This is a genomic window from Streptomyces asoensis (genome assembly GCF_016860545.1).
Taxonomy (GTDB): domain Bacteria; phylum Actinomycetota; class Actinomycetes; order Streptomycetales; family Streptomycetaceae; genus Streptomyces; species Streptomyces asoensis.
The window spans coordinates 348,120-370,001 of the sequence record NZ_BNEB01000001.1 but is presented as its reverse complement, the minus strand read 5'-3'; the positions used below and the strand labels follow the sequence as shown (position 1 = coordinate 370,001).

21 protein-coding genes are annotated in these 21,882 nt (G+C 73.0%); 11 read left to right on the top strand and 10 right to left on the bottom strand.

Features of this window, described 5'->3' with window-relative positions; all coding sequences use genetic code 11:
* Nucleotides 1–84: 84 nt before the first annotated feature.
* Complete coding sequence (locus Saso_RS01610) at nucleotides 85–1,134, bottom strand: MBL fold metallo-hydrolase (RefSeq protein WP_189917243.1); 1,050 nt, start codon at nucleotides 1,132–1,134, stop codon at nucleotides 85–87.
* A 236-nt stretch (nucleotides 1,135–1,370) separates the two neighbouring features.
* On the opposite strand from Saso_RS01610, the gene Saso_RS01605 reads away from it, so the two are divergent.
* The 3 genes from Saso_RS01605 to Saso_RS01595 all read left to right on the top strand — a co-directional run bounded on the left by Saso_RS01605 (nucleotide 1,371) and on the right by Saso_RS01595 (nucleotide 3,756).
* Nucleotides 1,371–1,826: a hypothetical protein gene (locus Saso_RS01605; RefSeq protein ID WP_189917241.1), complete on the top strand. Its 456-nt coding sequence runs from the start codon at nucleotides 1,371–1,373 to the stop codon at nucleotides 1,824–1,826.
* 170 nt (nucleotides 1,827–1,996) lie between these two features.
* Entirely contained in the window at nucleotides 1,997–3,454 is a 1,458-nt protein-coding gene (locus Saso_RS01600; protein ID WP_189917239.1) for an aldehyde dehydrogenase, read from the top strand.
* Nucleotides 3,455–3,546: 92 nt separating this feature from the next.
* Complete coding sequence (locus Saso_RS01595) at nucleotides 3,547–3,756, top strand: ferredoxin (protein ID WP_229901063.1); 210 nt, start codon at nucleotides 3,547–3,549, stop codon at nucleotides 3,754–3,756.
* Nucleotides 3,757–3,773: 17 nt separating this feature from the next.
* On the opposite strand, the gene Saso_RS01590 is transcribed toward Saso_RS01595, so the two are convergent.
* Nucleotides 3,774–4,430, bottom strand: a complete 657-nt coding sequence (locus tag Saso_RS01590) for a TetR family transcriptional regulator (RefSeq protein WP_189917235.1) — start codon at nucleotides 4,428–4,430, stop codon at nucleotides 3,774–3,776.
* Nucleotides 4,431–4,639: 209 nt separating this feature from the next.
* Here Saso_RS01590 and Saso_RS01585 point away from each other — a divergent pair, with 209 nt between their 5' ends.
* Genes Saso_RS01585 through Saso_RS01575 form a run of 3 tightly spaced genes read left to right on the top strand, consistent with a single transcriptional unit; the run spans nucleotide 4,640 to nucleotide 7,964 of the window.
* Nucleotides 4,640–6,088, top strand: a complete 1,449-nt coding sequence (locus Saso_RS01585; protein WP_189917233.1) for a glycosyltransferase family 4 protein — start codon at nucleotides 4,640–4,642, stop codon at nucleotides 6,086–6,088.
* The gene (locus Saso_RS01580) at nucleotides 6,082–6,897 is read left to right on the top strand and encodes a class I SAM-dependent methyltransferase (protein WP_189917231.1); all 816 of its coding nucleotides are present in this window, start codon (nucleotides 6,082–6,084) and stop codon (nucleotides 6,895–6,897) included. The genes Saso_RS01585 and Saso_RS01580 overlap by 7 nt, the downstream gene beginning before the upstream one ends.
* Entirely contained in the window at nucleotides 6,894–7,964 is a 1,071-nt protein-coding gene (locus tag Saso_RS01575) for a prenyltransferase/squalene oxidase repeat-containing protein (RefSeq protein ID WP_189917229.1), read from the top strand. Before Saso_RS01580 ends, Saso_RS01575 begins: the two co-directional genes overlap by 4 nt.
* 64 nt (nucleotides 7,965–8,028) lie before the next feature.
* Here Saso_RS01575 and Saso_RS01570 read toward each other — a convergent pair whose 3' ends face one another.
* The 5 genes from Saso_RS01570 to Saso_RS01550 form a co-directional block, all read right to left on the bottom strand.
* Nucleotides 8,029–8,319 (bottom strand): hypothetical protein, encoded by a 291-nt coding sequence (locus tag Saso_RS01570; protein ID WP_189917227.1) that lies wholly within the window; start codon nucleotides 8,317–8,319, stop codon nucleotides 8,029–8,031.
* A 59-nt stretch (nucleotides 8,320–8,378) separates the two neighbouring features.
* On the bottom strand, nucleotides 8,379–9,389 hold the full coding sequence (locus tag Saso_RS01565) for an LLM class F420-dependent oxidoreductase (protein ID WP_189917225.1): 1,011 nt from the start codon (nucleotides 9,387–9,389) through the stop codon (nucleotides 8,379–8,381).
* A gap of 106 nt (nucleotides 9,390–9,495) precedes the next feature.
* Nucleotides 9,496–10,296, bottom strand: coding sequence for a DUF5336 domain-containing protein (locus tag Saso_RS01560; protein ID WP_189917223.1), 801 nt, complete (start codon nucleotides 10,294–10,296; stop codon nucleotides 9,496–9,498).
* 178 nt (nucleotides 10,297–10,474) lie between these two features.
* Nucleotides 10,475–11,446, bottom strand: a complete 972-nt coding sequence (locus tag Saso_RS01555; RefSeq protein WP_189917221.1) for an N-acetylmuramoyl-L-alanine amidase — start codon at nucleotides 11,444–11,446, stop codon at nucleotides 10,475–10,477.
* Nucleotides 11,447–11,547: 101 nt separating this feature from the next.
* Nucleotides 11,548–12,396, bottom strand: a complete 849-nt coding sequence (locus Saso_RS01550; RefSeq protein WP_189917219.1) for an SDR family oxidoreductase — start codon at nucleotides 12,394–12,396, stop codon at nucleotides 11,548–11,550.
* Between the two features lie 135 nt (nucleotides 12,397–12,531).
* On the opposite strand from Saso_RS01550, the gene Saso_RS01545 reads away from it, so the two are divergent.
* From Saso_RS01545 to Saso_RS01535, 3 genes are all read left to right on the top strand, one after another.
* Nucleotides 12,532–13,197, top strand: coding sequence for a TetR/AcrR family transcriptional regulator (locus tag Saso_RS01545; RefSeq protein WP_189917217.1), 666 nt, complete (start codon nucleotides 12,532–12,534; stop codon nucleotides 13,195–13,197).
* Between the two features lie 152 nt (nucleotides 13,198–13,349).
* The gene (locus Saso_RS01540; RefSeq protein ID WP_189917215.1) at nucleotides 13,350–15,092 is read left to right on the top strand and encodes an MFS transporter; all 1,743 of its coding nucleotides are present in this window, start codon (nucleotides 13,350–13,352) and stop codon (nucleotides 15,090–15,092) included.
* A 236-nt stretch (nucleotides 15,093–15,328) separates the two neighbouring features.
* Complete coding sequence (locus tag Saso_RS01535; protein ID WP_189917213.1) at nucleotides 15,329–15,979, top strand: class I SAM-dependent methyltransferase; 651 nt, start codon at nucleotides 15,329–15,331, stop codon at nucleotides 15,977–15,979.
* Here the strand turns inward: Saso_RS01535 and Saso_RS01530 are convergent.
* Genes Saso_RS01530 through Saso_RS01520 form a run of 3 tightly spaced genes read right to left on the bottom strand, consistent with a single transcriptional unit; the run spans nucleotide 15,976 to nucleotide 19,491 of the window.
* On the bottom strand, nucleotides 15,976–17,229 hold the full coding sequence (locus Saso_RS01530) for a hypothetical protein (protein WP_229900980.1): 1,254 nt from the start codon (nucleotides 17,227–17,229) through the stop codon (nucleotides 15,976–15,978). The two genes, Saso_RS01535 and Saso_RS01530, sit on opposite strands and share 4 nt — an antisense overlap.
* 31 nt (nucleotides 17,230–17,260) lie before the next feature.
* Entirely contained in the window at nucleotides 17,261–17,893 is a 633-nt protein-coding gene (locus Saso_RS01525; RefSeq protein WP_189918478.1) for a response regulator transcription factor, read from the bottom strand.
* Nucleotides 17,894–17,922: 29 nt separating this feature from the next.
* Complete coding sequence (locus Saso_RS01520) at nucleotides 17,923–19,491, bottom strand: sensor histidine kinase (RefSeq protein WP_189917211.1); 1,569 nt, start codon at nucleotides 19,489–19,491, stop codon at nucleotides 17,923–17,925.
* Nucleotides 19,492–19,858: 367 nt separating this feature from the next.
* Here Saso_RS01520 and Saso_RS01515 point away from each other — a divergent pair, with 367 nt between their 5' ends.
* Nucleotides 19,859–20,716, top strand: a complete 858-nt coding sequence (locus Saso_RS01515) for a MaoC/PaaZ C-terminal domain-containing protein (RefSeq protein ID WP_189917209.1) — start codon at nucleotides 19,859–19,861, stop codon at nucleotides 20,714–20,716.
* 81 nt (nucleotides 20,717–20,797) lie between these two features.
* Nucleotides 20,798–21,874, top strand: coding sequence for a Zn-dependent alcohol dehydrogenase (locus Saso_RS01510; RefSeq protein ID WP_189917207.1), 1,077 nt, complete (start codon nucleotides 20,798–20,800; stop codon nucleotides 21,872–21,874).
* Nucleotides 21,875–21,882: the final 8 nt, after the last annotated feature.

Below are 21,882 nucleotides of genomic sequence, written 5' to 3'. Positions count from 1 at the left end.
GGCGCGCCCGCACGGCGTCGCCCGCCACCGGCCTCACGGCCACGCTCCGGGTCCGCGGCGGCCGGGCCGTCGCGCGTCGCGCCGCTATACCGCGACGTACCTCACCGGCTCGCCGCCCGGCAGGGCCTCCGCGCGGCCCTGTTTCACCAGGCGTCGCAGATGGGCCTCGGCCTCCGAGACCGCGATGTTGCGTGAGGGGTGGGCGATCTGCTCCCAGGGTCTGTTCCACTCCATGCGCTCGGCGAGCTGCCAGGGGGTGAGCGGGGTGGCGAGCAGGGCGAGGAGGCCCGTGAGGCGCTCCTCGTGGTGGACGAGCAACTCCCGCACCCGGCCGGGGGCGTCGGTGAAGGCGTGCTGGTGGGCCGGGAGGATCTCGGCGGGGGCGAGCCGGCCGACCCGTTCGAGGGAGTCCAGGTAGTCGCCGAGGGGATCGGTGACCGTGGCGTCGTCCGGGTCCTCGTACAGGCCGATGTGCGGGGTGATCTCCGGCAGGAGATGGTCGCCCGAGAACAGGCGGCCGTGGCCCGGCAGTCGGGAGGGATGCTCCTCCTCCAGGTGGAGGCAGACATGGCCGGGGGTGTGGCCCGGCGTCCAGATCGCGCGCACCCGGCGGCCGGGGAGGGCGAGGAGCTCGCCGGGGACGATCTCGCGGTCGGGGAGGGCCGGGGCGAGGCCGGGGAAGGGTCGGCGCAGGGCGGGCGGTCTGCGCAGCGGGGCGATGTGCTCCTCGGGCGCCCCGGCGGCGGCGAGCTTGGCGGCCATGTACGTGTACCAGCGCTCGGGGCGCGTCTCTCGGGTCCGCCGGACGATCGCCGTGTCCGCCGCGTGCATCGCCACCCACGCGCCGGAGGCCTCCCTCACCCGGCCGGACAGGCCGTGGTGGTCGGGATGGTGGTGGGTGATCACCACGCCGTGCACCTCGGCGACGGAGAGACCGCAGGCGTCCAGCCCGGCGTCCAGGGCGTCCCAGGACGCCGGATCGTCCCAGCCGGTGTCGACCAGGACCGGCCCGCGGTCGGTGTCGACGACGTACACCAGGGTGTGGCCCAGCGGGTTGTCCGGGATGGGCACCCGCAGCGAGCGGACTCCGCCGCCGTGGTCGTACGTGGTGGGTCCGTTCCGGCTGCTCTTCATCTGCCCTCCGTCACACGGCCATTGCTCACTATAGCCAGACCTGACGAGCTGTCAGATCGATCACGTGAGTCGATCGGCGCCCGGATCGGTCCGGTGCGGCGCTTTCCGGATCGTCGGAACCGATGAATTCTTATAAAGAATGGCATTCATTGATAAATTTGGTATATCGGATATATAGGTCGGCGTAGGCGAGTAAGGTCCGTGACGCCTTGTTCACGACGGCAGTTGGGGGTTCCGTGAGAAGGAGAATCGGCAGGGTCCGCAACAGGTTGGCCGTGCTCGCGGCCGTCTGCGCGCTGGCGTTCGGCGCCACCGGCGGCACGGCCCAGGCCACGGCGGGAGGGTGGCAGTACTGGGGCAACTTCTCGTGGAACGGCGTCCGTTTCCCGAGCGGCTCGCTCTATCACGAGGTCCGGGGGAGCGGACTGAGGCTGACCGGCGACGTCGCGAGCTTCGCCTCCGTCGGCAGCGTCTGCGACTTCTGGATCGACTTCGACTACTACGCGCGCGGTCAGCGCTATCTCCATGTGCAGGGCGCCGAACAGCGGCGCTGTGCCCGCAGTTACGCGACGGGATGGAGGCCGCAGGGCGGTTCCAGGATCATGAGGACCGGTCAGGGGTGCGCGACCCTCTACGCGTGGACCCCGTCACGCGTGGCGACCATCGCCCGGCAGTGCCACCACATCCAGTAGTGCCGGACCGGCCTCGGACGCAGTGGTCCGAGGTGGTCCGACAGCAGCCCCCATCGGCGGTGAATCCGCTGGTGGGGGCTGCTCCCGTGGGAGCCCTGGCTTAGTTGGCCGGGAACTGGTATCAGTTCCTGAAACACCGTCAGAAACGCAGACGAAGGCAGGCAGTGGCCATGGCCGAGCTCGTGGAACACGGACAGCTGTTCATCGGCGGGGAACTGATGGACCCCTTGGGCAAGGACGTCATCGACGTCGTCTCGCCGCACACGGAGGAGGTCATCGGGCGGGTGCCCCACGCCTCGGCGGCCGACGTGGACCGGGCGGTCGCCGTGGCGCGGCGGGCCTTCGACGAGGGGCCCTGGCCCCGGCTGTCGCTCGACGAGCGGATCGCCGTCGTCACCCGCATCAAGGACGGCATCGCGGCGCGCCACGACGAGATCGCCCGGGTGATCTCCTCCGAGAACGGCTCCCCGTACTCATGGAGCGTCCTCGCGCAGGCCCTCGGCGCGATGATGGTGTGGGACGCGGCGATCACCGTCGCGCGGGGCTTCACCTTCGAGGAGCGGCGCGACGGCGTGCTCGGCAAGCTCCTCGTGCGGCGCGAGCCCGTGGGGGTGGTCGCGGCCGTGGTCCCGTGGAACGTCCCGCAGTTCGTGGCCGCCGCCAAGCTCGCCCCCGCGCTGCTCACCGGCTGCTCGGTGGTGCTGAAGCCGTCACCGGAGTCGCCGCTCGACGCCTATCTGCTGGCCGAGATCGCGCAGGAGGCCGGGCTGCCCCAGGGCGTGCTGTCGATCCTCCCGGCCGACCGCGAGGTGAGCGAGTACCTGGTCGGGCACCCCGGCGTCGACAAGGTCTCCTTCACCGGCTCGGTCGCGGCCGGCCGGCGGGTCATGGAGGTGGCCTCGCGCAACCTGACCCGGGTGACGCTGGAGCTCGGCGGCAAGTCCGCGGCGGTCGTGCTGCCCGACGCGGACCTCGCCACCGCCGTCCCCGGGATCGTCTCGGCCGCCTTCATGAACAACGGGCAGGCCTGCGTGGCCCAGACCCGCATCCTCCTCCCGCGCTCGCGCTACGACGAGTTCGCGGACGCCTTCGCCGCGGCGGCGGCCGCCCTGGTCGTCGGCGACCCGCTGGACCCGGCGACCCAGGTCGGCCCGCTGGTGGCGCGGCGTCAGCAGCGCAGGAACCTCGACTACATCCGCATCGGGCAGGAGGAGGGCGCGAAGATCCTCACGGGCGGGGCGCGTCCGGCGGGACTGGAGCGCGGCTGGTACGTGGAGCCGACCCTCTTCGGCGACGTCGACAACTCCATGCGGATCGCCCGCGAGGAGATCTTCGGACCGGTGATCTGCCTGCTGCCCTACGGCGACGAGGCCGAGGCGCTGCGCATCGCGAACGACTCCGACTACGGCCTCAGCGGCAGCGTGTGGACGGCCGACGTCGAGCGCGGCATCGAGGTCGCCCGGCAGGTCCGCACCGGGACGTACTCGGTGAACACCTTCAGCCTGGACATGCTCGGCCCGTTCGGCGGCTACAAGAACTCCGGGCTGGGACGGGAGTTCGGGCCCGAGGGGTTCGGCGAGTACCTCGAGCACAAGATGATCCACCTGCCGGCCGGATGGGAGGGGTGAAGGGCGTGGGCACGCCCTCCGCGCCGACCGGACCGGCGCCGGACACCGGGGCGGACACCGGGGCGGGGACGGGGGACCGGTGGCGCGTCGAGGTGGACCGGTCGCTGTGCATCGGATCGGCGCAGTGCGTGCACCACGCGCCCGGCCGCTTCCGGCTCGACACCGCGCGCCAGTCGCATCCGGTCGCCCCGGACACGGACGCCAACGAGCCCGTGCTGACGGCGGCGGAGAGCTGCCCGGTGGAGGCGATCATGATCACGCTGGCGGGCAGCGGGGAGGCGGTCTTCCCACCGGAGGAGTGAGCGGGGCGCGCCGGTCCCTAGGGGCGGACGCCGGGGTCCGTGACGTCGATCAGGCGGCACACGGTCTCGATGTCGATGCGCACCTGGGCGATGGACGCGCGCCCCGACAGCCAGGTGATGAGCGCGGAGTGCCAGGTGTGCTCGATGACGCGGACCGCGGACAGCTGCTCGGGGGTGGGGTCGACCAGGCCCATCGCGTCGAGGATGATCGCCGTCGTCTGACGGGAGACCTGGTCGACCTCCGGCGAGACGCTGCGGTCGGCGAAGGTCAGGGCGCGGACCATCGCGTCGGCCAGGTGCGGCTCGCGCTGGAGCGCGCGGAAGGCGCGCATCAGGGTCTCCGCGACGCGGTCGGCCGCCCGCTCTCCCGTCGGGGGCTTCTTCCGCAGCGTGCCGTGCATGTGATCCAGCTGGTCCTGCATCGTGGCGACCAGCAGGTGCACCTTGGAGGGGAAGTAGCGGTACAGCGTGCCCAGGGCCACCTGGGAGACCTCCGCGACCTCCCGCATCTGCACCGCGTCGAAGCCACCCCGGCAGGCCAGTTGCGCGCTCGCGTGCAGGATGCGGCGGCGGCGCGCCTCCTGCCGCTCGGTGAGCGGGGAGGACGGGGGTCCCCCCGGTCGGGCGGAGCCGGGAGGAGGGGCAGGGCGCTGGGTGCTGGCTTGCGCAGACATGGGTCCCGTTCCGTGACAGTCGGTGAGGCTCCGTGGGCACACAGCGCGACGGTGCGGTCGGCCGTGGCGTGAATCACCTGATCCACTGCTCACAGCTCTCCTACCTGCCGGTAGATTCAGAGCCTCCCGAACGATCAAGTCTGAAACTTGTTCTAGATTAGCGTCCCGTCGTAGTCTCGCGGGACCATGCAGGCAGAAGGGGGCCCGGAGTGACCGCTGAGGCCAGTCAGGCGGGGTCACGGCATGACCTGGCAGCCGACGGCAGGCGACCGCTCGACATCGCGCTCCTCACCTACAAGGGGAACCCGTTCTGCGGGGGGCAGGGTGTCTACGTACGGCACCTCTCGCGTGAACTCGTCCGCCTCGGCCACCGCGTCGAGGTGATCGGCTCCCAGCCCTATCCGGTGCTGGACCCCGGCCACGACGACCGCCTCTCCCTCACCGAGCTGCCCAGCCTGGACCTCTACCGCCAGCCGGATCCCTTCCGCACGCCCGGCCGCGGCGAGTACCGCGACTGGATCGACGCCCTCGAGGTCGCCACGATGTGGACCGGCGGCTTCCCCGAGCCGCTCACGTTCTCGCTGCGGGCCCGCCGTCATCTGCGCGCGCGCAGCGGCGAGTTCGACGTCGTGCACGACAACCAGACCCTGGGCTACGGGCTGCTGGGCGACGTCGGCGCGCCCCTCGTCACCACGATCCACCACCCCATCACCGTCGACCGGCAGTTGGAGCTGGACGCCGCCGAGGGCTGGCGCCGCCGCTCCTCGGTGCGCCGCTGGTACGCCTTCACCCGCATGCAGAAGCGGGTCGCGCGCCGGCTGCCGTCCGTGCTCACCGTCTCCGGCACCTCCCGCCAGGAGATAGCCGACCATCTCGGCGTCCGCGACGACCGCATCCACGTCGTCCACATCGGCGCCGACACCGACCTTTTCTCGCCGGATCCGTCCGTGGCCGTCGTCCCCGGCCGGATCGTGACGACGTCCAGCGCGGACGTCCCGCTCAAGGGCCTGGTCTTCCTCGTCGAGGCGCTGGCCAAGGTGCGCACCGAGCACCCGGACGCCCACCTCGTCGTCGTCGGCAAGCGCCCGCAGGAGGGCCCGGTCGCCCAGGCGATGGAGCGGTACGGCCTCGAGGGCGCCGTCGAGTTCGTCAAGGGCATCTCCGACGCCGAACTGGTCGACCTGGTGCGCTCGGCGGAGGTCGCCTGCGTGCCGTCGCTCTACGAGGGCTTCTCCCTGCCGGCCGCCGAGGCGATGGCCACCGGCACCCCGCTGCTCGCCACGACCGGCGGGGCGATCCCCGAGGTGGCCGGGCGCGACGGGGAGACCTGTCTGGCCGTGCCGCCGGGCGACCCGGGCGCGCTGGCCGCGGGTCTCGGACGGCTGCTCGGCGACCCCGCGCTGCGGGCACGGCTCGGCGCCGCCGGACGGCAGCGGGTGCTGGAGCGGTTCACCTGGGCGCGAGCCGCCGAGGGGACCGTGGCCCGCTACCGCGAGGCGATCGCCGAGGCCGGCCGTCCGAGGACCCCGGGGGCTTCCGCGGCCGCCGCCGCACCCGCGCCCGACGAGTCCCTCGGGTCCGTCGACCCCGTCGGCACCGGGGCCGGTGCCGACGCCGTATCAGAAGCATCCGATCGCGAAAGCAGGGCCACGTGCTGACCGTCGACTTCTCCCGGTTCCCGCTCGCCCCGGGCGACCGGGTCCTGGACCTCGGCTGCGGGGCGGGCCGGCACGCCTTCGAGTGCTACCGGCGCGGCGCGCAGGTCGTGGCCCTGGACCAGAACGCCGAGGAGATCCGCGAGGTCGCCAAGTGGTTCGCGGCGATGAAGGAGGCCGGCGAGGCCCCCGAGGGCGCCACGGCGACCGCCATGGAGGGCGACGCGCTCGCCCTGCCCTTCCCCGACGAGTCCTTCGACGTCGTCATCATCTCCGAGGTCATGGAGCACATCCCGGACGACAAGGGCGTCCTCGCGGAGATGGTGCGGGTGCTCAGGCCCGGCGGCCGTATCGCGATCACCGTCCCGCGCTACGGCCCCGAGAAGGTCTGCTGGACCCTCTCCGACGCCTACCACGAGGTCGAGGGCGGCCACATCCGCATCTACAAGGCGGACGAACTCCTCGCGAAGATCCGTGAGGCGGGCCTGAAGCCGTACGGTACCCATCACGCCCACGCGCTGCACTCGCCGTACTGGTGGCTGAAGTGCGCGTTCGGCGTCGACAACGACAAGGCGCTGCCGGTACGGGCGTACCACAAGCTGCTGGTCTGGGACATCATGAAGAAGCCGCTGGCCACCCGGGTCGCCGAGCAGACGCTGAACCCGCTCATCGGCAAGAGCTTCGTGGCCTACGCGACCAAACCGCACCTGCCACGGCTCGCCGAAGGGGCGGACCGGCCCGCGGACACCGCACGGACCGGCAAGGCCCGCAAGTCCGAGAAGGCCGCGAAGACCGGGGCGGACGCCACGTGACCACCCCCCGGACAGAACACCTCGTCCTGCCCGGGGTCCTCACCGCCGAGCAGGCCGCCGAGACCGTCGCCGGCATCCTCGCCGTGCAGCGGGAGGACGGCGCGATCCCGTGGTTCCGGGGCCACCACCTCGACCCCTGGGACCACACCGAGGCCGCGATGGCGCTGGACGCGGCCGGTGAACACGAGGCCGCGGCGCGGGCGTACGCCTGGCTCGCCCGCCACCAGAACGACGACGGCTCGTGGTTCGCGGCGTACGCCGACGGGGCCCACGACGACGTCACCGACCGCGGGCGCGAGACCAACTTCGTCGCCTACATAGCCGTCGGCGTCTGGCACCACTACCTGTCCACCGGTGACGACACCTTCCTGGACCGCATGTGGCCGGCCGTCTACGCGGCGGTCGAGTACGTGCTGCGCCTCCAGCAGCCCGGCGGCCAGATCGGCTGGCGGCGCGACGACGACGGAACCCCCACCGCCGACGCCCTGCTCACCGGCTCCTCCTCCGTCCACCAGGCGCTGCGCTGTGCGCTGGCCATCGCCGAGCAGCGTGAAGAGGCCCAGCCCGACTGGGAGTTGGCGGCCGGCGCGCTGCGCCATGCCATCCGGAAGCACCCGGAGCGGTTCCTCGACAAGGACCGCTACTCGATGGACTGGTACTACCCGGTGCTCGGCGGCGCGTTGACCGGCACGGAGGCCAAGTCCCGTATCGAGGCCGACTGGGACCGGTTCGTCGTCCCGGGGCTCGGAGTGCGCTGCGTCGTCCCCAACCCGTGGGTGACCGGCGGCGAGTCGGCCGAACTCGCCCTCGCGCTGTGGGCGATGGGCGAGTCCGACCGGGCCGTGGAGATCCTTCAGTCGATCCAGCACCTGCGCGACGCGGAGTCGGGCCTGTACTGGACCGGGTTCGTGTTCGAGGACGAGGCGATCTGGCCCCGCGAGCTGACCACCTGGACGGCCGGGTCGCTGCTGCTCGCCGTCGCGGCCCTGGGCGGTCACGAGGCCACCTGCGTCGTGTTCGGCGGGGAGCGACTGCCCTCCGGACTGGAAACGGACTGCTGCGCCTGACCTTCGCGGGCCGGGCCGCGGGCCGGGTCGCGGGGCGCACCCTGCGATCCGTCCCGCGCCCCGGTCAGTGACGATGGACCCGGCTGGCGATGGCGTGACCGATGAACAGGTAGACGACCGCCGCCAGACCGTACCCGGCGACGACCCGCGCCCACGCCTCGTCGAAGGTGAAGAGGTCACGGGACCAGCCCGCCAGCCAGTCGGCGGCGTCATGGACGAACTGGACGAGGCTGTTGCCCGGGTTGGCGTCCAGCAGGTACATGAGGATCCACAGCCCGAGGATGACGGCCATGACGTCCGCGACGACCGCGATGACTGTTCCGGCCGAGTTGGAACCACTGCGATATCGAGACATGACAACCGGATTGCCGTTCGATCCCGAATGAAACCTGGGCCTCGTCGGCGCCCCTCCCGTCAGGAGTTGAGCTCCGCCAGCACCCGCAGGGACGTCCGGTCCGGGGCCAGCGCCAGCAGGTCCGTGACCGGGCCCTTGCGCCACAACTCCAGCCGCTCGGCGATGCGTTCGCGGGATCCGACGAGGGAGATCTCGTCGGCGAACGCGTCCGGCACCGCGAGCACGGCCTCCTCGCGCCGCCCGGCCAGGAACAGCCGCTGGATGTGCCGGGCCTCCTCCTCGTACCCCATGCGCGCCATCAGGTCGGCGTGGAAGTTGCGCGTGGCGTGGCCCATGCCGCCGATGTAGAAGCCGAGCATCGTCTTGACGCCCAGCAGTCCTTCGGAAACGTCGTCGCACACCTTGACCCGTGCCATCGGCGCCACCCGGAAGCCCTCCGGGAGCCGGCCGACCGCCGGCCCGTACGCGTCGGGCCGGCTCGGCGACCAGTACAACGGCAGCCATCCGTCGGCGATCCGCGCCGTCTGCGCCACGTTCTTCGGGCCCTCGGCGCCCAGCAGGACCGGCAGATCCGGCCGCAGGGGGTGGGTGATGGACTTCAGCGGCCTGCCCAGACCGGTACCGTCGGGGCCCCGGTGGGGAAGCGCGTGGAACCGTCCGTCCACCTGGACCGGCCCCTCCCGCCGCAGCACCTGCCGTACGACGTCCACGTACTCCCGCGTCGCGGTCAGGGGCGACGCCGGGAACGGCCGCCCGTACCAGCCCTCCACCACCTGGGGGCCCGACAGACCGAGGCCGAGCGTCATCCGGCCGCCGGAGAGATGGTCCAGGGTCAGCGCGTGCATGGCGGTCGTGGTGGGTGAGCGGGCCGCCATCTGCGCGACCGCCGTGCCCAGTTCGATCGTCGACGTGTGTGCGGCGATCCAGGTGAGGGGTGTGAAGGCGTCCGAGCCCCAGGACTCCGCGGTCCACACGGAGCGGTAGCCGAGCCGTTCCGCCTCGCGGGCGAGTTCCACGTGGTCGGGGGAGGGGCCGCGGCCCCAGTAGCCGAGCGCCAGACCGAGCCGCACGCCTGCCTCCTGACGGTACGTCAGACAACGGGGCTGCGACTGTACGACAACGGCCCCCCGCCCGGAAGGGCGAGGGGCCGCGGGTGACGTCGGGCGGCGCGGGGACTCAGCCGCGCTGGATGCCGGAGGCGTCCCGCAGGACACCGCGCCGGCCGTCCTGGGTCTGCGCGATCAGACCCTGGGAGCCCTGCTCCACGGCGAGGTACCAGGTACCCGGCGCCAGTTCGGCGATCGGCATGGGAGCGCCGTCCTCCGCGTACAGCGGACGCGGCACCGGGACGGCGAACCAGAACGGCGAGAAGTCCGCGGACGCCGGCTGCGCCGGGCCCGGCTGACCGCCGAACGGCTGCTGCCCCGGCTGGCCCTGCGGCTGACCGCCGAACGCCGGAGGCTGGGGAGCGCCCGGGTAGCCGTAACCGGCGGGCGGCTGCGCGCCGTACGGCTGCGGGGCCGCCGGCTTGGGCGCCGGGATCAGCGCGGCCTGGAGGGCGGGGACCAGCGGGGTGGCGATGGCGCCGCCGGCCAGCAGCAGCGCGGCGATCAGACCCAGGATGAGACCGGACCCCGTGTCGATCTCCGAGCTGCCGAAGGTGTCGCTGAACGCGCCCAGCGGGTCGATGATGGTCCAGAACGCCGTCCACGCGGCGAAGACCGTCAACGCCACCCCGAACTGGCCCAGTTCGATACCGGCCACCTTGCGCGGCTGCGGCAGTGCGCGGGTGACGACGATCAGGGCGGCACCGATGATTCCGCCGATGTACATGCTCATTACGAGGCCGAGGTTGTCCCAGGCGTTCGGGACGTCACTGCCGGAGCCGTCGAACGTGTCCAGGAACGACGCGATGAACAGCAATACCGCTGCTCCGATCACCACGCCGTCGCCTCGAGTGAGGGAGCGGATATTCACTTCAGGTCCTTCGTCAGTCGTCTCGTCATCGGTACACGCAAACACGTAGCGGTAGAGGCGTCGCTGTCACCATGTCGCCGTCAGGCCCGGGTGTGAAGCGCGGGGGTGGCCCCTCATCGTAGGGACGACACTATCGTCACGACGATCGGCCTGTCCGCCCGGATCCGTGCCCTGATCACTACCCGCGCAGGAAACTCACGATTCCCTCAGAGATCCCCTCCGCCGCGTCCTGACGCCAGGCGCCACTGGTCAGCAGCGCCGCGTCCTTGGTATCGCGCATGTTGCCGCACTCGATGAACACCTTGGGAACCGTTGACAGATTGAGACCGCCCAGGTCCTCACGCGTGACGAGACCGGTGCCGTCCCCGACGTAGTTGGAGGGCGAAGTGCCCGTCGCGCGGGCGAAGTCGCCCGCGATCAGCTTCCCGAGCTCCTTCGACGGCCCGACGATGGCCCGGGTGTCGGCGGCACCCGCGTGCACCGAGGCGGGCAGGATCACATGGAAGCCGCGCTGCCCGGCCCCGGCACCGTCGGCGTGGAGGGAGACGACCGCGTCGGCGTGCGCCGCGTTGCCGATCCTGGCCCGTTCGTCGACGCACGGCCCGAACGGCCGGTCCCCGTCCTGCGTCAGCTTCACCGTGGCGCCCTGCGCCTGGAGCAGCGTCCGCAGCCGGTGGGCCACGTCCAGCGTGAACCGCGCCTCGGCGTAGCCGGAGTTCGTGGACGTGCCCGTGGTGTCGCACTCCTTGCGGTTGGTGCCGATGTCCACCTGGCGGTTGATCTCGGCGGTGTGCTCGAAGTTGGTGATGTTGTGGCCGGGGTCGACGACGACGACCTTGCCCGCGAGCGGGGCGGCGCCGGGGGCGGCCGCGGTGCTCGTACCGGCGCCCGCCCCGCCGTCGCCGCTCGCGCCGTCCTTGCCGTCCCCGGGGGAGCCGAGGATGCTCGGCGCCGCACCCGTCGCCGGGCCGGCCCCCTCCGCCCCGCCGCCCCCGGACCCGCCCAGCGTCCCGTAGGCCAGCCAGCCCAGCAGGGCCCCGGGCACGAGCGCGGCGAGGGCCACGGTCAGCGGGCGGCGCAGCCTGGAGCGGCGCGGCGGCGGGGTACCGAAGGGATCGGCGGAACCGGGGTTCGAGTCTGCGTACGACACGCCTGCCACCCTAACGGCCACCCCACCGGCGCTCACGGGAACGACGTCCGGACGGATGACGGGCGCGAAGGGGCCGGTGCCGTGTCGCGGCCGCCCCTGGCTCAGGGAGCCGTGAAGTCGGCTGCGTGGTCGGTGGCCCAGGTGGTGAAGGGGCGGGCGGGGTGGCCGGTGAGTTCCTCGACGGTGCGGGTGAGGGGGGCGGGCCGGCCGTCCGCCGACTCCCACCAGGCGAGGAGGGCGTCGGCGTGGACGGGGGGAAGGTACTCGGCCGTCTCCTCCTTCCACTCCCGCGCGCCGACGTGCCGGGTGGCGATGGCACGGCCGGTGACGGCGGCGAGCCGGTCGATCTGCTCGGCGAACGTCAGCGACTCGGGGCCGGTGAGGGTGAACCGGCCGCCCCGGTGCCGGGGGTCGGTGAGCACGGCGTGGGCGGCCTCGGCGAGGTCCTTCTCGTGGAGGGGGTCGGTGTGCGCGCCGGGGAAGGGCAGGCTGATCGGCCGTCCCGCCTTCACCGGCCGGGCCCAGGAGGCGGCGTTCGATGCGAAGGAGCCCGGCCGCAGCAGGGTGGTGGTGATCGGCGAGTCGAGCAGCGCCCGCTCCACGGCCAGGTGGGAGGCGGCCAGGGCGTCGTCCTTCGGCTCGGGCCCGAGCAGGCCGAGGACACCGGAGCTGGACAGCACCACGACATGGGTGACGCCCGCCCGGTGCGCCTCGGCGGCGAACTCGGTGACGTGGTCGGGGGTCGCGTAGAGGAAGACGGAGGTGACCTCGGCGAGGGCGGCGGGGAAGGTCGCCGGGTCCGTGAGGTCCAGGGCGACCGTCTCCACGCCGGGAGGCGGCGCGAGACCGTCCGGTCTGGTGGAGCCGACCCGCAGGGGTGCGCCGTCGGCGTGCAGAAGGGCGACCAGGTGGGTGGCGACCGCGCCGCGGCCTCCGGTGATCAGGATCATGACGGTTCCTTTGGTTGGAACGACGTTCGTGACGAACGTTGTTCGTTAGCGGATCGGCTCGACGCTAGGGAACGAACGATGTTCGTGTCAAACATGTTTGTGACGATCGCCGTTCGTCGCGGCTACCCTCTCCCCGTGACCCCCGAGCCCGTCAGCCGCCGTGCGCGGCCCGCCAAGGCGCCCCTCAGCCGCGAGGCGATCGTGCGCACCGGACTGGCCGTCCTCGACCGCGACGGCCTGGACGCCCTGACCATGCGCCGCGTCGCCAAGGAACTCGACACCGGCCCGGCCTCGCTCTACGTCTATGTCGCCAACCGGGACGACCTGATGGCCGCGATGCTGGACGAGGCGCTCGCCCGGGTCCCGCTGGTGACCGAGGGCACCTGGCGGGAGCGGCTGCGCGCCCTGGTCGCGGCGAGCGTCGAGGCGATGAGCCGGCACGAGGGCCTGGCCGCGGTCGCCCTCGGCGCGATCCCCACCGGCGCCAACGCCCTGCTCGTCCTCGACCGCATGCTCGCCCTGCTCAAGGAGGGCGGCCTCGACGACGTCACCGCCGCCTGGGCCGTCGACCTGCTCCAGCTGCACACCGCCGCGGCAGCCGCCGAGCGGAGCGCGCGGATCACCCGGGGCGGTGACGAGGGCGGCGCCGTGGCGGCGGCCGACCGGCACTACGCGGCCCTGCCCGCCGACCGCTATCCGGCGATCACCGCGCTGCGGGCGGCCCTGTTCTCGCCGGGCGACCGCGACACCTGGGGCCTCGACGTGCTGCTCAACGGCCTCCTGCGGACCCCGGCGGGCTGAGGACCGCGGTCCGGCGGCCACCGCCTCCGGGGCGGGACCTTCAAGAGAAGATAAAGAAACCGTTAGTACGCCGAAGCATCGGAATAGTTGCCCATGCATACAGGTTCGGTCTCCATGTACCCCTGACGCACCGCCCCCGGAGGCCCCACCTCATGACGCACACGACGACCGACCGGCCCACCCGCGAAGCGAGCGGAGCCGTCGTCCCGGTCCTCGCCTTCGCGGGCATCGTGGTCGCGGTGATGCAGACCCTGCTCGTCCCGGTCATCAAGGACCTGCCGCAGCTGCTGGGCACCGCGCCCAGCAACGCCACCTGGGTCCTGACCTCCACCCTGCTGTCGGGGGCCGTCGCCACCCCCATCATGGGCCGCCTCGGCGACCTGTACGGCAAGCGGCGCATGCTGATAGCCAGCCTCGCGGTGATGGTGGTCGGCGCGCTGGTCAGCGCCCTCACCAGCGACCTGATCACGATGATCGCCGGCCGCACCCTCCAGGGCTTCGCGATGGGCGCCATCCCGCTGGGCATCGGCCTGATGCGCGACATGCTGCCGCGCGAGAAGCTCGGCTCGGCGATGGCCCTGATGAGCTCCTCGATCGGCGTCGGCGGCGGCCTCGCCCTGCCGCTCGCGGCCCTGATCGCCCAGCACGCCGACTGGCACGCCCTGTTCTACGGCGCCGCGGGCCTCGGCGCCCTCGCCATCGCCCTCACCCTCCTCGTCGTCCCCGAGTCCCCGGCGCGCGCCGAGGGCACCTTCGACGTGCTCGGCGCGATCGGCCTCTCCACCGGCCTCGTCCTCTTCCTGCTGCCGATCACCAAGGGCAGCGACTGGGGCTGGACCTCGGGCACCACCCTCGGCCTCTTCGCCGCAGCGGCCGCCGTCCTGCTCCTGTGGGGCGTGATGGAACTGCGGATCAAGGCCCCGCTCGTCGACCTGCGCACCACGGCCCGCCCCGCCGTCCTCTTCACCAACCTCGCCTCGATCATGGTCGGCGTCTCGTTCTACGTCGTCTCGCTGGTCCTGCCGCAGCTGCTCCAGCTCCCCGAGGCCACCGGCTACGGCCTCGGCCAGTCGATGGTCGTCGCCGGACTGCTCGTCGCGCCGCTCGGCCTGACGATGATGGTCACCGCGCCCGTCTACGCCAAGCTGTCCGCCCGGTACGGCCCCAAGTTCACCCTGATCCTCGGCATGCTGATCATCGGGATCGGCTACGGCGCCGGCCTCGGACTCATGAGCGCCGCCTGGCAGAGCCTCGTCATCGCCGTCGTCCTGGGCGCGGGCATCGGCCTCGCCTACTCCTCGCTGCCCGCGCTGATCGTCGGCGCGGTCCCGGCCTCGGAGACCGGCGCCGCCAACGGCCTCAACACCCTGATGCGGTCCATCGGCACCTCGGTGTCCAGCGCCGTCATCGGCATGGTGCTGGCCAACACGGCGAACGACGTCGGCGGAGTCGCCGTCCCGACCATGCACGGGTTCCGGGTCTCCTTCCTCATCGCCACGGGCGCCGTCGCGATCGGTCTGGTCCTCGCCCTCTTCCTGCCCAGGCAGCAGGCCGCCTCCGCCGGCCCGCAGCTGCGCGCCAGCAGCGAGGAGGAAGCCAACCTCCGGCGTGCCGAGGACGCGCTGCGCGGCTTCCGCGGCCGGGTGCTGGACGCCGACGGCGCGCCCGTCGCCCGCGCCAAGGTCACGCTCATCGACCGGCGCGGCCGCCAGGCCGGCGCGACCCTGTCCGACGAGGACGGCAGCTACGCCCTCGCCGTCCCGGCCCGGGGCGCCTACGTCGTCGCCGCCCGCGCCACCGGCCACGGCCCGCTGGCCAGCTCCGCGACCCACACGGGCGATGAGAACGCCGTCGACCTCGACCTGCCCCTCCCGGGCCACCCCGTCGACGCCTGACCGCCCCCGTCCGGGGGCCCGGCCCTCGCCCCTGCTCCCGGTTCGGCGGGAAGGCGGGGGCGCCGGCTTCTTCGGGTTCTTCTCGGCCGGGCTGTTCCGGCCCCGGCCGCACCCCCCGTCGTAGCGGCGACGGGGGGTGCGGCAGCATGGGCGGCGGCCACGACAGGCCGCCCGACCGCACCGGGTGCCCGCTCGCACCGACCGCGCGCACCCGCACGCATCACCGGAGGAACCCCATGCCCGCGGCACCCAAGCCCGAGATCCTGGCCGCGTTCGAGGCGGCGAAGGGGTTCATGCCCGCCGACGAGGGACTCGTGCTGTACGCGGCCGCCGCCGAGGCCGGTGCGCTCGGACTGCCGCTGCTGGAGATCGGCACGTACTGCGGACGCTCCACGATCCTGCTCGCGGACGCCGCCCGGCAGGCCGGGGTCAGCGCGCTCACCGTCGACCACCACCGGGGCAGCGAGGAGCAGCAGCCGGGCTGGGACTACCACGACCCGGAGACCGTCGACCCCGAGGTCGGCCTGATGGACACCCTGCCCGCCTTCCGCCGGACCCTGCACCGGGCAGGTCTGGAGGAGCACGTCGTCGCGCTGGTCGGCCGGTCGCCGAGGATCGCCGCGTTCTGGAACTCGCCCCTCGGCCTCGTCTTCGTCGACGGCGGCCACACCGACGAGCACGCCACCTCCGACTACGAGGGCTGGGCGCCGCATGTCGCCGAGGGCGGCCTCCTCGTCATCCACGACGTGTTCCCCGACCCGGTCGACGAGTTCACCGGCCAGGCCCCCTACCGCGTCTACCTGCGCGCCCTGGCCTCCGGCGCCTTCACCGAGGTCGCGCACACCGGCTCGCTGCGCGTGCTGCGGCGGACGGGCGCGGGGATCTAGGACGCCGTCGTGGCGTTCCGGCGGCGACGGCGGCGCGTCACCGCCAGGACGACGACGGCCAGGACGCCCGCGGTCCATGTCCAGGCGCTGCCGAGGAAGCGGCGGTAGGGCGCAGCGGGCGAGGCGTCGAGCGGGATGACGGCGAGGTCGTTGGCCGGGGTGCGGTCGTACGGGCCGTACGTGCGGATGGTGCCCTTCGCGCCCGGGACCCGGCGGTCGATACGGATGTGGAAGTCGATCGCGGTCGTGCCCCCCGTGTCGCCGACACGGCCCCGCACGGTCGCGGTGACCGGACGGTAGTCGGCCTGCACGGTGGTGGTGATCCCGACCCTGACGTCTCTGTCGTCGAAGTCCTGGCCCGCCGTACGGACCAGGGTGAGCGGGGGACCGGTCCCGCGCACGGGGTGGTCGGCGGGGCGGGACGGGGGCGACGACCAGGTGTAGGTCACCTCGCCTGCCGGTCTCCCGGGAGGTGTGACGGTGTAGACCAGCGGCGCGCCGGTGCGGTAGGCGGCGCCCGCCGCGGCCTTCGTGGGGAAGGTGCACCAGGCGGAGGTGGCCGCGCGGCCCGTGTAGAAGCAGTTGCTGTGCAGGGCGGTCAGCGTCACCCCCTCCGACGTCCCGACCTGGAGAGCGACGCCCTGCTCCGTGGCGAAACGGGTGTTGTCGGCCAACCGTGCCGTCAGGTTCGCGGGCTGTCCCGGTGCCAGACCGCTCACGCCCTTCTCCCGTCCGGGCGCGGAGAGCGTGGGACCGCCGACGGTCATCCGGGTGGTGCCGGTGATGGTCGCCGCGTTGTCGGCGGTCGCGGTGTACGTCACCGTCCCGCTGTCCCCCGGCTCGACGCCGTCCACCCCGAGGAGGGAGAGGGGGGTGTAGCTCTCGCCGTCGCCGTTCTGCAAGGTGCCGTACGCGCAGGTGTAGACGGCACCCTCGGCCGGGCATCCGTCGCTGTGCGCGAGCCGGGCGACGCCCTTCAGCCCCGACGCGTCCACGACGACCCGGACGTTGCGGGCCGGTTCGCCGCCCTTGCTCGCCGCGACGTGGACGGGGACGGCGAACCGGTCATTGGGGGCGGCCCCGGACCCCTGGTCGGCGTTGTACATGACGAAGGTCTCGGGAGTCTCGAACCGCAGCACGACCTGCCCGGAGCCGTCGGCCGCGGCGGGCGCCACCGCCGTGGCGAACACGGCCGCGACACTCGCCGCCAGCGCGGCCGGACGCCTGAGGACCCGTATCGGTAAGTGCATGCGGGCACTGTGCCAGCGGCGGTCCGAACCGCTACAGCCAGCCCTGCTGACGTGCCTCGCGCATGGCCTCCATGCGGTTGCGGGTGCCCGTCTTGCCGATCGCGGACGACAGGTAGTTGCGGACGGTGGACTCCGAGAGGTGCAGCCGTGCGGCGATGTCCGCGACCGTCGCGCCGTCCACCGAGGCCTTCAGGACGTCGCACTCGCGGGCGGTGAGCGGATTCGGTCCGGCGCTCAGCGCGGCCGCCGCCAGTGCCGGGTCCACGACCGTCTCGCCGGCCAGCACCCGGCGGATCGCCGCCGCCAGTTCCTCCACCGGACCGTCCTTGACGAGGAACCCGCAGGCCCCGGCCTCCATGGCGCGGCGCAGATAGCCTGGCCGGCCGAACGTGGTGAGGATCAGCACCCGGCAGCCGGGCGCCTCCTCGCGCAGTGCGGCGGCGGCGTCCAGCCCGCTCATGCCGGGGAGTTCGATGTCCAGGAGCGCCACGTCGGGGCGGTGCAGAAGGGCCGCGTCGACGATCGCGTCCCCGGTGCCCACCTGCGCGACGACCTCGATGTCCGCCTCCAGCCCCAGCAGCAGGGCCAGCGCCCCGCGCATCATGCCCTGGTCCTCGGCCAGCAGCACCCTGACGGACTTGGTGGGGCGGTGGTCACGCGGCATCTCGTCCACGGGCCCGCCCGGCGTCTCGCTCACGGCCCCAGATTAGGGCCGGCGGCCCCGGACGGCACGGCGTCGGACGGCACGGCGTCGGACGACACGGTGCCGGACGACACGGTGCCGGGCGGTGCGAGGTCGGGCGGTACGGCGCCGGACGGTACGGCGCCGGCGGCCGTGCCGGTGACGCCGTCCCCGGCGACGTCCGTGGGGGCGCAGGACAGGGGGAGTTCCAGCGGGAGTTCCAACGGGAGTTTCGCGGTGACCCGGAAGCCGCCGCGCGGGCCCGGGCCCGCCGTCAGCGTGCCGCCCGCCGCCGCGAGGCGCTCGCGCAGCCCGGTCAGCCCGGTGCCGTCCCCCGGCGCCCGGCAGGCCCCGGTGCCCGGGTCCCCGTCCCCGACCCGGCCGGCGTCACCGCCCTCGCCGCAGCCGTTGTGACCGACTGTCCCGCTGTCGCCGTTGCCGGTCCCGCCGTCGTCCGTCACCGTCAGCCGGACCCGTTCCGGGCTGCCCGACACCGTGATGCCGCACCGGCTCGCGCCGCTGTGCCGGACGACGTTGGTCACCGCCTCGCGCACCACCCAGCCGAGCAGGGCCGAGGTCTTCGGGTCCGGCGGCGGACCGGAGCGGCTCACCGAGGCCTCGACGCCCGCCGCCGTCAGGGCCGAGCGGGCCCGGTCCAGCTCGCCCGCCAGGCTGCCCTCGCGGTACCCGGTGACCGCCTCGCGGATCTCGGTCAGCGCCTGGCGGCCCACCGCCTCGATGTCGGTGACCTGGGAGAGCGCCGCGTCCATGTCGCGCGGGGCCAGCCGGCGGGCCGCCTCCGACTTCACCACGATCACCGAGAGCGTGTGTCCGAGCAGGTCGTGCAGATCGCGGGAGAAGCGCAGCCGCTCCTCCTCCACCGCCCGCCGGGCCAGCTCCTCGCGGGCGGCGCGCAGTTCCCGCACGGCCTCGGAGAGGGAGAGGATCGCGGCCGTCACCATCGTCGAGATCCAGGTGGCGTAGGCGATCGTGAGACCGCCCCAGCCGTCGCGGGCGCAGGAGACCGCGCCCGCCAGGACGGCGACGGCGGTCCCGACGGTGCGCAGCTGCGGGCCGCGCACGACCGCCCCCGTCGCGAGGCCCAGCAGGGGGAAGAAGAGCAGCCAGCTGCCGCCGTAGCCGAGGGCGAGCCCGCAGGTGACGAGCGCGAGCACCACCAGCGCGCCCCGGGTGGAGGGCGCCGAGCGGGTCTCCTTCACGAACGCGCGGAACGCCACGTAGATGTAGAGCGAGTTGAAGGTGAGCAGGCCCAGGCCGCCGATCCACGGGTTCGCCTCGCCCTGGAAGAGGTTCGAGAACGCGCCCATGCCCATCAGCAGCCACGGCAGCAGGGAGAAACCGCTGGCCGGCGGGCCCGGGTCCTCGGGCGCCCGCCCGTCCCCGCGGGCACCGCGGTAGCCGGCTCCGGGGTGCTCGTCGTCCGCAGGCCCGCTCCGTCGCCGCTTGCGTGTCGCGCGCAATGCAGAGCGCCAGGCGCCCCGGCGGCAGTCCGCCTCGCGTCGCCGGTCCTCGCGTCCGCCGGCGTGCTTCGTCGTGCGCTTCGTCGTGTGTCCCGTCATGGGTTCGTCCCCCGTCCTGCCGCAGGTGCGCCCGCGATACTGCCGTGCGGGCGTCCCCGGTCCTCGTTCCCGTCCGCCTTCGACGCTACGGCCCGGGGGCCCGAGTGCGGCAGTGCCGGATGTACGCGGCCGGGCAGTACAAATGTCACCGGCACCCGTTTCTGACATGCCGTCAGGTGTCTTCACAACTTCCGGGGCCTGGGCTATACAGGGGGTCGCCGCACTGGAACGCGTTCTAGATCCGTTCTGGCTCGGGCGGGTTCCGCGGCCCCGTGACGGCCTCGGTGCGGCCGATCGGTGCGGACGGCCGTGCCGAGGTCTCCGAACGATGCGATCGATCCCGTCGATCCGAACGATCAGGAGCTCCATGCCCATCGACGCAGCCAAGGTCCTCGCCGCCGAACCCCGGACCGGCGAGATCACCTGGGACCGCCGGGACGTCCAGCTGTACCACCTCGGCGTCGGCGCGGGCGTCCCCGCCACCGATCCCGACGAACTGCGCTACACGCTGGAGTCCCGCCTGCACGTCCTGCCGAGCTTCGCCACCGTCGCCGGCTCCGGGTCGCCCGGTGTGATCAGCGGGCTCTCCATGCCGGGCGTCGACGTCGATCTCGCCCGCGTCCTGCACGGCGGCCAGCGTCTGGAGATCCACCGCCCCCTCCCGGTGTCCGGCCGCGCGACCGCCACCGGACGCATCGCCGCCGTCTACGACAAGGGCAAGGCCGCGGTCCTGGTCATGCGGACCGAGGTGGCCGACACGGACGGGCCGCTGTGGACCAACGACGCCCAGATCTTCGTCCGCGGCGAAGGCGGCTGGGGCGGTGACCGGGGCCCCTCCGCCCGGCTCGCCCCGCCCGAGGGCGAGCCCGACAAGGTGGTCGAGCGGGGCGTACGCGAGGACCAGGCCCTCCTGTACCGCCTCTCCGGCGACTACAACCCGCTGCACGCCGACCCGGAGTTCGCCAAGCTCGCCGGGTACGACCGGCCCATCCTGCACGGCCTGTGCACCTACGGCATCACGCTCAAGGCGGTCGTCGACACGCTGCTCGACGGCGACGTGGGCCGGGTGCGCTCCTACGCCACGCGCTTCGCCGGCGTGGTGTTCCCCGGCGAGACGCTGCGCATCCGCATGTGGCGCGGGGAAGGGACGGTCCGGGTGGCCGTGAGCGCCCCCCACCGGGACGACGCGCCCGTCCTCGCCGACACGCTCGTCGAACACTCCTGAACCCCGCACCACCCGCACCACGTGCATCACCTCCAGCACCACCGCACCCAGCATCCGAGGGGACCCGAGGGGAGCCGCACCATGCGCGCAGCCGTACTGCACGAGATCGGCCAGGACAAGCTGGAGGTCCTCGACGACGTCGAGGCGGTGGGCTTCGGCCCCGGACGCGTCAGGATCCGGGTGCGGGCCACGGGCCTGTGCCACTCCGACCTGTCCGCGATGAGCGGGGTGCTGCCGCAGCCCGCGCCGTTCGTGCCCGGCCACGAGGGCGCGGGCGAGATCCTGGAGGTGGGGGAGGGCGTCACCCGGGTCAAGCCGGGCGACCGGGTCGTCGTCTGCTGGCTGCCCGCCTGCGGCGCCTGTCCCGCCTGCAAACGCGGCCAGACCGAACTGTGCCTCGCCGGGTTCATGAACGCCGGCACCCCCAACTTCCGCCGCCCCGGCGGGGACGTCTTCGGCTTCGCCGGCACCGGCACCTTCGCCGAGGAGGTCGTGGTCGACGCCGGCTGCGCGGTCCCGATCCCCGACGACGTCCCCTTCGACATCGCCGCGCTCATCGGGTGCGGGGTGACCACAGGACTCGGTGCCGCGCTCAACACGGCCGACGTGGAGGCCGGTTCGTCGGTCGCCGTCATCGGCTGCGGAGGCGTCGGCATCTCCGCCGTCCAGGGCGCGCGCCTCAAGGGCGCCGCCGAGATCGTCGCCGTCGACCCGGTCGCCTCACGCCGGGAGGCCGCGCTGAAGTTCGGCGCCACCCAGGCCGTCGCCCCCGACGAACTGGCCGCAGCCAAGCAACTCGTCACGGGCGGCGAGGGTTTCGACTACGTCTTCGAGGTCGTCGGCCGCTCCGCCACCGCCCGCACCGCCTACGACAACACCCGGCGCGGCGGCACCCTCGTCGTCGTCGGCGCGGGCGCCATGGACGACCACCTCCAGCTCAACATGTTCGAGCTGTTCTTCGACGAGAAGCGCATCCTGCCCTCGATGTACGGCGGCGGCGACGTCCTGCGCTCCTACGAGCGGACCATCGCCCTGTGGCGGGCGGGCAGGATCGACCTGTCCGGCCTGATCACGCACCGGGTGCCGCTCGCCGAGATCAACGAGGCGCTGGACCAGATGCGGACCGGCGCGGCCCTGCGCACGTGCATAGAGATCTGAGGAGGGCC

Bases quoted from the DNA above. Each gene is read 5' to 3' on its own strand.
- Saso_RS01610 (WP_189917243.1), bottom strand. From the start codon at position 1,134: ATGAAGAGCAGCCGGAACGGACCCACCACGTACGACCACGGCGGCGGA.
- Saso_RS01600 (WP_189917239.1), top strand. From the start codon at position 1,997: ATGGCCGAGCTCGTGGAACACGGACAGCTGTTCATCGGCGGGGAACTG.
- Saso_RS01590 (WP_189917235.1), bottom strand. From the start codon at position 4,430: ATGTCTGCGCAAGCCAGCACCCAGCGCCCTGCCCCTCCTCCCGGCTCC.
- Saso_RS01570 (WP_189917227.1), bottom strand. From the start codon at position 8,319: ATGTCTCGATATCGCAGTGGTTCCAACTCGGCCGGAACAGTCATCGCG.
- Saso_RS01550 (WP_189917219.1), bottom strand. From the start codon at position 12,396: ATGATCCTGATCACCGGAGGCCGCGGCGCGGTCGCCACCCACCTGGTC.
- Saso_RS01540 (WP_189917215.1), top strand. From the start codon at position 13,350: ATGACGCACACGACGACCGACCGGCCCACCCGCGAAGCGAGCGGAGCC.
- Saso_RS01535 (WP_189917213.1), top strand. From the start codon at position 15,329: ATGCCCGCGGCACCCAAGCCCGAGATCCTGGCCGCGTTCGAGGCGGCG.
- Saso_RS01530 (WP_229900980.1), bottom strand. From the start codon at position 17,229: ATGCACTTACCGATACGGGTCCTCAGGCGTCCGGCCGCGCTGGCGGCG.
- Saso_RS01525 (WP_189918478.1), bottom strand. From the start codon at position 17,893: ATGCCGCGTGACCACCGCCCCACCAAGTCCGTCAGGGTGCTGCTGGCC.
- Saso_RS01520 (WP_189917211.1), bottom strand. From the start codon at position 19,491: ATGACGGGACACACGACGAAGCGCACGACGAAGCACGCCGGCGGACGC.
- Saso_RS01515 (WP_189917209.1), top strand. From the start codon at position 19,859: ATGCCCATCGACGCAGCCAAGGTCCTCGCCGCCGAACCCCGGACCGGC.
- Saso_RS01510 (WP_189917207.1), top strand. From the start codon at position 20,798: ATGCGCGCAGCCGTACTGCACGAGATCGGCCAGGACAAGCTGGAGGTC.